This is a genomic window from Citrobacter sp. Cc139 (assembly GCF_030334645.1).
GTDB lineage: Bacteria > Pseudomonadota > Gammaproteobacteria > Enterobacterales > Enterobacteriaceae > Citrobacter > Citrobacter werkmanii.
Genome location: NZ_JAOWDM010000090.1, coordinates 347,427 through 358,927, shown reverse-complemented (window position 1 = coordinate 358,927; position 11,501 = coordinate 347,427). Strand labels below are relative to the sequence as shown.

The following is an 11,501-nucleotide window of genomic DNA, read 5'->3' as shown; positions in this document are numbered from 1 at the left end:
AAAACTGACCTGTTTTAAAGCGTATGACATCCGCGGCCGACTGGGCGAAGAGTTAAATGAAGAGATTGCGTGGCGTATTGGCCGCGCTTACGGCGAGTTTTTGCAGCCTAAAACCATCGTCCTCGGCGGCGATGTCCGCCTGACCAGCGAGGCGCTAAAGCTGGCGCTGGCGAAAGGCCTGCAGGATGCAGGGGTGGATGTGCTGGATATTGGCATGTCGGGCACCGAAGAGATTTATTTCGCCACTTTCCATCTTGGCGTTGATGGCGGCATTGAAGTGACCGCCAGCCATAATCCGCTGGATTACAACGGCATGAAGCTGGTGCGGGAAGGGGCACGGCCCATCAGCGGTGATACCGGTCTGCGCGACGTGCAGCGTCTGGCGGAAGCGAATGACTTCCCGGCGGTTGATGAGAGCAAACGTGGCCGCTACCAGCGGATCAATCCTCGCGATGCCTACATCGACCACCTGCTGGGTTACATCAATCCCGGCAACCTGAAACCGATGAAGCTGGTGCTCAATGCCGGTAACGGCGCGGCAGGCCCGGTGGTGGATGCCATTGAAGCCCGTTTTAAGGCGCTGGGCGTGCCGGTCGAGTTCATCAAAATTCACAACACGCCGGATGGCAATTTCCCCAACGGTATTCCCAATCCTCTGCTGCCGGAGTGCCGGGCAGACACGCGTAACGCGGTGATTGCACACGGTGCGGATATGGGGATTGCCTTTGACGGGGATTTTGACCGCTGCTTCCTGTTTGATGAAAAAGGCCAGTTTATAGAAGGGTACTACATTGTCGGTCTGCTGGCGGAAGCGTTTCTGGAGAAGAATCCGGGGGCGAAAATTATCCACGACCCGCGCCTGTCCTGGAACACCGTGGATGTGGTGACGGCGGCAGGCGGTAAACCGGTGATGTCAAAAACCGGACACGCGTTTATCAAAGAGCGGATGCGCCATGAAGATGCCATTTACGGCGGCGAGATGAGCGCGCATCACTATTTCCGCGACTTTGCGTACTGCGACAGTGGGATGATCCCGTGGCTGCTGGTGGCGGAGCTGCTGTGTCTGAAAGGACAGTCGCTGGGCGAACTGGTCCGTGACCGGATGGCGGCATACCCGGCGAGTGGCGAAATAAACAGCACGCTGGCGGATCCGACGGCAGCGATAGCGCGGGTGGAGCAGCACTTTTCCCGGGAAGCGCTGACGGTGGACAGAACGGATGGCATCAGCATGTCGTTTGTCGACTGGCGCTTCAATTTACGCTCTTCCAATACCGAACCGGTGGTGCGACTCAATGTTGAGTCAAGGGCAGATAAAATACTTATGCAAAAAATGACATCAATAATTATTGATCTACTAGAAGCCTCTAAATAATATTTTATAAAATATGCTTAAATTCTTAACTGATAAGAAAAATATTTTCTTACGTAATACCTTATTTAATTATGCAGGTATGGCTTGGATGGGGGGAGGAATAATATTGCTCATCCCCTTATATATAAAAATGTTAAGCCCCCAGGGATGGGGGATTGTATCAGCCTGTTTGAGTGTGCAAGCGATGCTTCTGATTCTTGATGCTGGTTGCTCACAAATTATGCCGAGGGATATTGCCAAGTCCAGCAAACCTGAAAATACCTTCGCTGCATATTTTTGGATATACTTCAGTGTTGCTTTCGCTGGAACTATATTTCTAATTAATGCGGCTGGTTGGTTAGCACATTCATGGTTTAATGCGGGGAGTGGAAGTACAGAACTTGAGCTTTGCATGCAATTGCTCGGTATACAATTTTTCTTTCAGTTTGCCAATAACATCAATGTTGGGTACTGGAATGGAACACAGAAGCAATTTAACACAAATATTAGCCAAGTTGCTTTTTTTACATGTAAACATGCAACGGCGTTATTGTTTCTTTTGTTTCTGCCAAAACCAATAGTATATATTACTGCTTATTCCACAATAACCATGTTTGAGTTTATTTTTAACTTTGCTTGGATAACTAAACATGATGTGAAAGTGAAAACATTATTCAACTCAATATTGTTGAAAAAAATAATGAAAATACTAAAAGATAATTATATATTTTCTCTTGGTGTCATTTTTGGTGTTTTTGTTTCGCAGCTTGATAAAATTCTATTATCGCATTCATTAGATACTCAATTATATGGCGTTTACGTTATTGTTGCACAATTAGGGCTGTCGTTTCTTCAGTTACAATATCCTCTAATGAAAGCGTTATTACCAGCCCTATCTAAGTCGGGTGATGGAAGCATCTTCAACATTCTTTCATTTAAGAAAATAATATTGATATTGATATTGTTAATGGTGCCAATAGCAATAACAATAATGTTTTCATCAAAAGTTTTGAGCATTTGGACGCATAATAATTATATCGTTGAGCACGGTGCTGTCACGCTGTCATTAATTTGTATTTCTGTATTAATAAATATCCCCTATACATTTATTTACACGAATCTAGTGCGAATGAAAGCTGGGAAAATTATTTTATTTAGCAATATTATATCGGCTATACTTATGTTTGCTACATTTAAGACAATGAGTACGGACAACTCAATTGTTATTGGTGGTATTATGTGGATTATGTACGCGGGAATATCGTTTGTCATTGGTGGTTTATTTGTCTTGCTGAGAAAATAAATGAATATTTTAAAAGAGTACTTTATTTCGCCTCTGTTCTATTTTTTTAAAAACATCATTTATTGTATCCGAGGGGTTACCGTTTACCCTGGCGCACGAATTAGTAATGTAGATTTTGAACAAAATGTAAAAATATATAATTCAACACTTCTTTTTAATTCATCAGTTGGTAGGCACTCCTATATCCAGCGGAATTGCACAATTTTGAATACTTCCATTGGACGTTTTTGCTCAATTGCTGAAGGAGTCAAGATGGGATTAGGCAAGCATCCTGTATCAGAATTTATATCCACCCATCCATTCTGCTATGGAAAAAATTCGGAACATTGGCTTTCAAGAAACACACCACCTCCTCTGGATCATAAGTTTGAGGAAACTAAGAATATAAATATTGGTCATGATGTATGTATTGGTGCCAATACTATTATTCTGGATGGCGTTAGTATTGGTAACGGTGCACTTATTGGTGCTGGATCCGTCGTGACTAAAAATATTCCACCGTACGCGGTTGCTGCAGGGGTGCCATGCAAAGTACTATATTATCGCTTTGATAAGCTTAAACAGGCGGAACTTGAAAGGGCCCAATGGTGGCTAAATGATTATGATGTACTGAGAAGAAATGTAGCAGCGTTTAAACATTCAGATCCGGAATGAATATGAATCAGGTAAGTATCCCGGCAAATAACGATTTTAGATGTTTTTTTAATCCTGTAATATTAATTACAATAGCAATTGTATTCAATACACTTTTTCAATTATATACAAGTAATGAAGAATGGAATTCTTTTAGCATTTTTAATGAGACACCAGACTATAAAGTATTGATTATATCTCTGGTATTCTATGGTTTCTTTTTAATTGGAGCCTTTATTGCTTATCTGTTCAAGTATCCATCACTCGGCAGGAAAAGAAGATTTTATCTATATGATGATTTATTTTACAAAAAGTTGTTTAATTATATTTTAATTCTAAACATACTGACTTTTTTTATTTGTCAATATTATATGAGCGACGCTAATCTCGTGAATATATATATAGGTGGGGGGGTTAGTGCGCAAACAATTGAAGCGAGAATTGCATCATCTCCATTGGGTATTCATGGTGTGTCGTTATTATTGGGATACTTAGGCCTTGTTATGCTAGGAATGTCCCGTCTGACTAATGATAATAGAAAAATTGTGCTACTCAGTTTGTTGATTATTGTAGTTAAATTTATAAGTTATGCAAAATTACAGTCGTTGTTATATGTTTTTTTCGCGATGATGTTATACTCCAAACGTAGAATATCAATAAATAAAGGTACATTGATTGGTTTAATAATTGTTGTGTTATTTGCTTTTACCCGAATAATCAGAAACCCAGAGCAAGATTTATCATTTAGTTTTGATTTCTTATTTCGCTTTATTGGTGGGTTTTATTTTGGATCGCCAGTGGTGAACTTTAGCTATGTTATTAAAAATAATATACACGATATATACTATTTTTTTAATTGGTTCGTTCCGCAGAAGATCATTCCGGCATCCGCAATTAATCTTGAATTCCCAGATGTCACATCACCTATCGGTTTTGTGGGCAGCGCATATGTCTCGCTAGGAATATTTAGTTTTGTATATGCATATATAGTTGGTTTTATAGTCCAGTATATGTATTTGCAAAGAAGTAATTCTCCAGTATCATATATATTTCAGCCATTCCTTGTAATGTCCTGCATTTTTTCGATGATGTATAATAATTTTGTAAATATTAACTTTTTCATTTTGCCATTGATCTTTACTCTTTGGGTAGTTAGAAGAACAATAAGTATGAAAGGACCTAATTAGATATGATTTCAGTTGTTATGTGTATTAATAGATTTGATTTATATGTGATGCCTGCAATTAATAGCATACTGAATCAAACCTATACGGAATTTGAGTTAATTATTGTCGCTAATGGCAATAATGCCAGTGAAATTGCTGCCATTATAAAAAAAGAAGTGGTAAATAAGAAAAATATTAGGGTCATTGAAACAAGCATTGGTCAACTAGGTTTCTCTCTTAACCTTGCAATATCAGAGTCAAAATATGATATTATTGCACGCATGGATTCTGATGATATATCCTTGCCTCAGCGCCTGGAATTGCAAATAAAGTACCTTCAGCTTAATGAACTCGATTTAGTTGGCTCAGCAATTAACCTAATTGATGAGGATGACAATTTTTTGAAGTTGAGAACTTATCCATCTAAGGATACTATAGATAAAAGAATAATTTTTAAGAATTGTTTTGCTCATCCTTCTGTAATGTTCAGAAAAGATTTTTTTCTGAAGTTTAGGGGCTATAGTGGTGGTTTCAACTCTGAAGATTATGATCTTTGGTTAAGAATGCGTGAGGCTAAACCACGTTGGGATAATATGGAAGTGCCATTACTAAACTATAGAGTTCATGCGAGATCAACTCAAAAATCAAATCTTGCATACTATGAATGTGCGGCGTATTCATTACGTGAGTTTTTAAAAAATAAAAGAGCGATAAATCTAATTTCCTGCATATATCATTTCTCTAAAGCGTTAATTAAATAAGGATTGAGCCTGTGTATAGTTGTCTTTCTGGCGGACTAGGTAATCAAATGTTCCAATATTCTGCAGCTTATATTCTTAAGCAGTTTTTTCCTGATGATACATTAGTGCTCGATGATAGCTATTACTTTAATCAACCCAAAAATGATACTAAACGTTGTTTGGAACTTGATCAATTTAATGTTAGTTATGACCGTGTTAGTTCTGAAACGGAGAAGAGTAAAATAAATATATTAAGGAAATTAAAAAAAATTCCGTTACCAACTAACTTATTATACTTTTCATCTTCTGTTTTACTTGATAAATATGTGCTTCCAGACGCTTTATTTTATCATCCTCAATCTATTAAAAATATTGATAAAGCATGCTTGTTCTCGTTTTATCAGAATTCTGAGTTGCTTGATAATAATCGAGAGTTAATTTTACCGTTATTTGAGCTCCGTGCGGATCTTCTCGAGTATTGCACTAATCTGGAAGTTTATTCTTTAATCCAGAAACAGGGCGATATAACATCGTTGCATATTCGTCGTGGCGATTATGTAACAAATAAACATGCAGCAAAATTCCATGGTGTGTTGAGTTTGGATTATTATAACGATGCTATGAATTATGTTGATAACCAACTTGGTGAACAGTTATTTGTCATTTTTTCTGATGATATTGAATGGGCGCAAAAGGCATTCTCTACACGTAAAAACTGCTATGTCGTGAATAACCAAGGATATGACTTTAGCGCAATTGACATGTATCTAATGTCTTTATGCAAGAATAATATTATTGCTAATAGTACTTATAGTTGGTGGGGGGCATGGTTGAATAAGTACGAAGATAAATTGGTTATCTCACCTAAACAGTGGTTTCAGGGAAATAATGAAACTGCGCTTAAAAAAGACAGTTGGATAACTATCTAACAATATGTAATTACATGTTTGCGGAAGAGTTCTGCAACTGTAAAACTACGGTGGTTTAAGCTAATATGTGGACCACATTCAAGCCGCGCATACCTTGCGCGGTGACCACACCTGACAGGAGTATGTAATGTCTAAGCAACAGATCGGCGTTGTCGGTATGGCAGTGATGGGGCGCAACCTGGCGCTCAACATCGAAAGCCGCGGTTATACCGTCTCCATCTTCAACCGCTCCCGCGAAAAAACTGAAGAAGTTGTTGCCGAGAACCCGGGTAAGAAACTGGTTCCTTATTACACGGTGAAAGAGTTCGTCGAGTCTCTTGAAACCCCACGTCGTATCCTGTTAATGGTGAAAGCGGGCGCAGGCACAGATGCTGCCATCGACTCCCTGAAGCCGTATCTGGATAAAGGCGACATCATCATTGATGGTGGTAACACCTTCTTCCAGGATACTATTCGTCGTAACCGTGAACTGTCCGCAGAAGGCTTTAACTTCATCGGTACCGGCGTATCCGGCGGTGAAGAGGGCGCACTGAAAGGCCCGTCCATCATGCCTGGTGGACAGAAAGAAGCCTACGAACTGGTTGCGCCGATCCTGACCAAAATTGCTGCTGTGGCGGAAGATGGTGAGCCGTGCGTGACCTACATCGGCGCTGACGGCGCGGGTCATTACGTGAAGATGGTTCACAACGGTATCGAATACGGCGACATGCAGCTGATTGCTGAAGCCTATTCTCTGCTGAAAGGTGGCCTGAACCTGTCTAATGAAGAACTGGCAACCACCTTCACCGAGTGGAATGAAGGTGAGCTGAGCAGCTACCTGATCGACATTACCAAAGACATCTTCACCAAAAAAGATGAAGAGGGTAAATACCTGGTTGACGTGATCCTGGACGAAGCAGCGAACAAAGGCACCGGTAAATGGACCAGCCAGAGCTCTCTGGATCTGGGCGAACCCCTGTCGCTGATCACCGAGTCCGTATTCGCGCGTTACATCTCTTCTCTGAAAGATCAGCGCGTGGCGGCATCTAAGGTGCTGTCCGGCCCGCAGGCTAAACTGGCTGGCGATAAAGCTGAGTTTGTTGAGAAAGTGCGTCGCGCGCTGTATCTGGGCAAAATCGTCTCCTACGCGCAAGGCTTCTCTCAGTTGCGTGCTGCGTCTGACGAGTACAACTGGGATCTGAACTACGGCGAGATCGCGAAGATTTTCCGCGCGGGCTGCATCATTCGTGCGCAGTTCCTGCAGAAAATCACCGATGCTTATGCGGAGAATGCGGGTATCGCTAACCTGCTGCTGGCTCCGTACTTCAAAAACATTGCTGATGAGTACCAGCAGGCGCTGCGTGATGTCGTGGCTTACGCTGTGCAAAATGGTATTCCGGTACCGACTTTCTCTGCTGCCGTTGCCTACTACGACAGCTACCGTGCTGCGGTACTGCCGGCGAACCTGATCCAGGCCCAGCGTGATTACTTCGGTGCGCACACTTATAAACGCATCGATAAAGAAGGCGTGTTCCACACCGAATGGCTGGATTAATCTGAAATAGCCAACTGCTAAAGCCAGGCCCGGAGCGTTCCTCCGGGCTTTTTTATTGTCAAAAAATGGGATTCGGTCAGGTCTGATAGGCGGTGCTATAGCAAATCACGATATACTCATTCAATGCTGAGCCGATCCGCCACAATGCTGGTGGTGTGCTCAACCTCAATGTTTAACTGGAAGAAGTTACAGAGCGAATGAAGATAACTATCTCAGGAACAGGTTATGTCGGCTTATCCAACGGTATTCTGATCGCCCAGCACCATGAAGTGGTTGCTCTGGATATCGTCCCGGCGAAGGTCGAGATGCTGAATCAGAAAAAATCGCCGATTGTTGACAAAGAGATCGAAGAGTACCTGGCGACAAAGCAGCTGAATTTTCGTGCAACGACTGATAAGTATGATGCCTATCGTGATGCGGATTACGTGATCATCGCGACACCGACTGATTACGATCCGAAGACCAACTACTTCAACACCTCCAGCGTCGAGTCCGTTATCCGCGATGTGGTTGCAATTAACCCAAAAGCGGTGATGGTCATCAAATCCACCATTCCGGTTGGTTTTACCAATTCAATTAAAGAACAGTTTGGCATTGATAATATTTTCTTCTCGCCTGAGTTCCTGCGTGAAGGTCGTGCGCTATACGACAATTTGCATCCGTCGCGTATCGTCATAGGTGAACGCTCCGAACGTGCAGAACGCTTTGCCGCGCTGCTGCAGGAAGGTGCGGTGAAGAAAGATATTCCGACGCTGTTTACTGATTCTACTGAAGCCGAAGCCATCAAGCTGTTCGCTAATACCTATCTGGCGTTACGCGTGGCCTATTTTAACGAGCTTGATAGCTATGCCGAAAGTCTTGGTCTGAACACCCGGCAAATTATTGAAGGTGTATGTCTGGATCCGCGTATTGGTAATCATTACAACAATCCGTCCTTTGGCTACGGTGGCTACTGCTTACCGAAAGACACTAAGCAACTGTTGGCGAACTACGCATCTGTGCCGAATAACATTATCGGCGCGATCGTCGATGCTAACCGTACGCGTAAAGACTTTATTGCAGATTCCATTCTGGCGCGTAAGCCTAAAGTGGTTGGCGTGTACAGATTGATCATGAAAAGTGGTTCTGATAACTTCCGTGCATCTTCTATTCAGGGGATCATGAAGCGTATTAAAGCCAAGGGCATACCCGTTATTATTTATGAACCGGTCATGGAAGAGGATGAATTTTTCCACTCTCGGGTAGTTCGCGATCTAAACGCGTTTAAAAATGAAGCGGATGTTATTATTTCTAATCGAATGACGTCTGAATTGGCAGATGTTGCAGAAAAAGTATATACCCGCGATTTGTTCGGTAGTGATTAATCATCATCTCGACAAAAAAGGCCTTATTAAAGGCCTTTTTATTTTAAGCAGATTACTCATTAAACTTTGTAGAAATCACGGTACCAGTCAACAAAGTTCTTAACCCCATCTTTAACCGTTGTTGTAGGTTTATAACCAATAACGTCATACAGTGCTTTGGTGTCCGCGCTGGTTTCCAGCACATCACCGGGTTGTAGCGGGAGCATATTTTTTGTCGCGTCGATGCCAAGAGCTTCTTCCAGAGCCTTGATATAATCCATCAGTTCAACCGGTGAACTATTGCCGATATTGTAGATGCAATACGGCGCGGAGCTGGTTGCCGGAGAACCGCTTTCAACAGTCCACTCCCCGTTGGGCGCAGGAATGACATCCTGCAAGCGAATAATTGCTTCTGCGATATCACCAATATAGGTAAAGTCACGCTTCATTTTGCCGTAGTTATAGACGTCAATACTTTTCCCTTCCAGCATCGCTTTGGTGAATTTGAACAGCGCCATATCCGGGCGACCCCACGGACCGTATACAGTAAAGAAACGCAGGCCGGTTGTGGGCAATCCGTACAGATGAGAATAAGTATGGGCCATCAGTTCGTTGGCTTTTTTGGTTGCAGCATACAGGGATACGGGGTGATCGACGGAATCATCTGTTGAGAAAGGCATTTTGCGATTCAGGCCGTATACCGAGCTGGAAGAGGCATAAAGTAAATGCTGAATTTTATTATGCCGACAACCTTCCAGTATGTTCAGAAAGCCAGTGAGGTTTGAGTCTGCGTAAGCGTGCGGATTTTCGAGTGAATAGCGTACGCCAGCCTGTGCAGCGAGATGGATCACACGATCAAAATGCCCGGATGCGAAGAGTGCAGACATGCTTTCCCGGTCGGCTAAATCAATCTTATGAAACTGGAAGCCGGGGTGTACCAGCAGCTCCAGACGGGCCTGCTTAAGACTCACGTCGTAGTAATCGTTCAGATTATCGATACCGACGACTTGATGGCCAGCCTCAAGGAGGCGTTTGCTAACATGGAAGCCGATGAAACCAGCAGCCCCCGTAACCAGGTATTTCATGTTCGTTCCTCTTTTCGGCTAAAAAGCAGCCAGGCACTATCTGGTGCGACGAAAAGTGAAATAATACCGTCAGATGGCAAAAAAGCTAATGGTTATCCTTTTTACGCATGCCATTTTTAGTGGTAAGTTAATAAATATTCATGCCGTGAATTTAATTAACGAGAATGTCTGGCATTTACGCTTGATGACATTTAATCCGCTGTTTGACGCTTTTCCTGCAAACAGTGGCCATTCAGTATTGACACTTTTTTTAAATTCCTTCCTTTTTTCTCAAGTGGCTAAAATACCAATCAAAATCTCTCAATCAATTTGATTTTTTATCATTAATCCTATGGAATTGCTTCAATTTTTAGCTAAACTAATTCGAGTTTAAGTCCTTCCTTCCTTAATTAGGGGATCTATGTCTGTAAGTGATAACAACATGTCCGGGCGCGGTAACGATCCGGAACAGATTGATCTGATTGATTTGCTGCTGCAGTTATGGCGTGGGAAAACAACAATCGTTATCGCGATCGTTGTTACCATTGTTCTGGCGGTGGGCTATCTGGTGGTTGCTAAAGAGAAATGGACCTCTACTGCAATTATTACTCAACCCGATGTTGGACAAATTGCCACCTATAACAACGCGCTCAACGTGTTGTATGGAGCCAACGCGCCTAAGGTGACTGAACTTCAGACAAATGTGGTTGGTCGTTTCAGTACCTCTTTCTCTGCCCTGGCAGAAACGCTTGCTAATCAGGAAGAACCACAGAAACTGTCGATTGAGCAGTCTGTTAAAGGCCAACCACTTCCGTTAGCGGTCTCCTATGTGGCGAGTTCTCCAGAAGAAGCTCAGCGTCAGCTGGCTGAATACATTCAACAAACAGATGAAAAGGTTGCCAAAGAGCTGGAGCTTGACCTGGCTGATAACATTCAGCTGCAAACCAGTACTCTAGAAGATTCTCTGAAGACTCAGGAAGTGGTCGCTCAGGAACAAAAAGATCTGCGAATTAAGCAAATCCAGGAAGCGCTGCGTTATGCTGAACAGGCTGGTGTGATTAAGCCGCAAATTCAGCAAACTCAAGATGTTACACAGGATAGTATGTTCCTGTTGGGTAGTGATGCTCTGAAATCCATGATTGAGCACGAGTCTACGCGTCCTTTGATATTGTCTGATAACTACTTCCAGACAAAACAAAAACTGCTTGATATCAGAAATCTTAAGCTTGAAGGGGCAGAGTTGCACTCCTATCGCTACGTGATGAAACCAACGTTACCGATTCGTCGTGACAGTCCGAAAAAAGCCATTACCCTGGTACTGGCCGTTCTGCTGGGGGGAATGATTGGTGCCGGTATCGTGCTGGGGCGAAATGCGCTGCGTGGTTACAAAGCCAGAGCGTAGCAGGTCGAAGGCAGTTTTATTCTGAGCACAAAAAAA

10 protein-coding genes are annotated in these 11,501 nt (G+C 42.7%); 9 read left to right on the top strand and 1 reads right to left on the bottom strand.

All coding sequences use genetic code 11. The features are described from left to right. Positions 1-4: 4 nt before the first annotated feature. The 8 genes from cpsG (at position 5) to ugd (ending at position 9,020) form a co-directional block, all read left to right on the top strand. A complete protein-coding gene (gene cpsG, locus OGV69_RS18140; RefSeq protein WP_286469443.1) occupies positions 5-1,372 on the top strand; it encodes a colanic acid biosynthesis phosphomannomutase CpsG in 1,368 nt (455 codons plus the stop codon). Positions 1,373-1,385: 13 nt separating this feature from the next. After that, on the top strand, positions 1,386-2,654 hold the full coding sequence (locus OGV69_RS18135; protein ID WP_069323509.1) for an MATE family efflux transporter: 1,269 nt from the start codon (positions 1,386-1,388) through the stop codon (positions 2,652-2,654). Continuing rightward, a complete protein-coding gene (locus OGV69_RS18130) occupies positions 2,655-3,308 on the top strand; it encodes a CatB-related O-acetyltransferase (RefSeq protein ID WP_077223863.1) in 654 nt (217 codons plus the stop codon). It begins immediately after the preceding gene. A 2-nt stretch (positions 3,309-3,310) separates the two neighbouring features. Continuing rightward, positions 3,311-4,474, top strand: coding sequence for an O-antigen polymerase (locus tag OGV69_RS18125; RefSeq protein ID WP_069323510.1), 1,164 nt, complete (start codon positions 3,311-3,313; stop codon positions 4,472-4,474). Between the two features lie 2 nt (positions 4,475-4,476). Next, positions 4,477-5,214: a glycosyltransferase gene (locus tag OGV69_RS18120; protein ID WP_069323511.1), complete on the top strand. Its 738-nt coding sequence runs from the start codon at positions 4,477-4,479 to the stop codon at positions 5,212-5,214. Positions 5,215-5,225: 11 nt separating this feature from the next. Beyond that, positions 5,226-6,122: an alpha-1,2-fucosyltransferase gene (locus OGV69_RS18115; protein WP_069323512.1), complete on the top strand. Its 897-nt coding sequence runs from the start codon at positions 5,226-5,228 to the stop codon at positions 6,120-6,122. A gap of 127 nt (positions 6,123-6,249) precedes the next feature. Further along, positions 6,250-7,656 carry an NADP-dependent phosphogluconate dehydrogenase gene (gene gnd, locus OGV69_RS18110; RefSeq protein WP_069323513.1) on the top strand — a complete coding sequence of 469 codons (1,407 nt, stop codon included), beginning with the start codon at positions 6,250-6,252 and terminating at the stop codon, positions 7,654-7,656. Positions 7,657-7,853: 197 nt separating this feature from the next. After that, the gene (ugd, locus tag OGV69_RS18105; RefSeq protein WP_069323514.1) at positions 7,854-9,020 is read left to right on the top strand and encodes a UDP-glucose 6-dehydrogenase; all 1,167 of its coding nucleotides are present in this window, start codon (positions 7,854-7,856) and stop codon (positions 9,018-9,020) included. Positions 9,021-9,079: 59 nt separating this feature from the next. Here the strand turns inward: ugd and OGV69_RS18100 are convergent, their stop codons facing one another. Next, positions 9,080-10,084, bottom strand: a complete 1,005-nt coding sequence (locus OGV69_RS18100) for an NAD-dependent epimerase (RefSeq protein ID WP_069323515.1) — start codon at positions 10,082-10,084, stop codon at positions 9,080-9,082. A gap of 400 nt (positions 10,085-10,484) precedes the next feature. Between OGV69_RS18100 and wzzB the strand changes: the two genes are divergently transcribed. Further along, on the top strand, positions 10,485-11,465 hold the full coding sequence (gene wzzB / locus OGV69_RS18095) for an LPS O-antigen chain length determinant protein WzzB (protein ID WP_069323516.1): 981 nt from the start codon (positions 10,485-10,487) through the stop codon (positions 11,463-11,465). Positions 11,466-11,501: the final 36 nt, after the last annotated feature.

Excerpts from the sequence above, each read along its gene's own strand:
- OGV69_RS18135 (WP_069323509.1), top strand. The coding sequence starts at position 1,386 with ATGCTTAAATTCTTAACTGATAAGAAAAATATTTTCTTACGTAATACC.
- OGV69_RS18130 (WP_077223863.1), top strand. The coding sequence starts at position 2,655 with ATGAATATTTTAAAAGAGTACTTTATTTCGCCTCTGTTCTATTTTTTT.
- OGV69_RS18125 (WP_069323510.1), top strand. The coding sequence starts at position 3,311 with ATGAATCAGGTAAGTATCCCGGCAAATAACGATTTTAGATGTTTTTTT.
- OGV69_RS18120 (WP_069323511.1), top strand. The coding sequence starts at position 4,477 with ATGATTTCAGTTGTTATGTGTATTAATAGATTTGATTTATATGTGATG.
- gnd (WP_069323513.1), top strand. The coding sequence starts at position 6,250 with ATGTCTAAGCAACAGATCGGCGTTGTCGGTATGGCAGTGATGGGGCGC.
- ugd (WP_069323514.1), top strand. The coding sequence starts at position 7,854 with ATGAAGATAACTATCTCAGGAACAGGTTATGTCGGCTTATCCAACGGT.
- OGV69_RS18100 (WP_069323515.1), bottom strand. The coding sequence starts at position 10,084 with ATGAAATACCTGGTTACGGGGGCTGCTGGTTTCATCGGCTTCCATGTT.
- wzzB (WP_069323516.1), top strand. The coding sequence starts at position 10,485 with ATGTCTGTAAGTGATAACAACATGTCCGGGCGCGGTAACGATCCGGAA.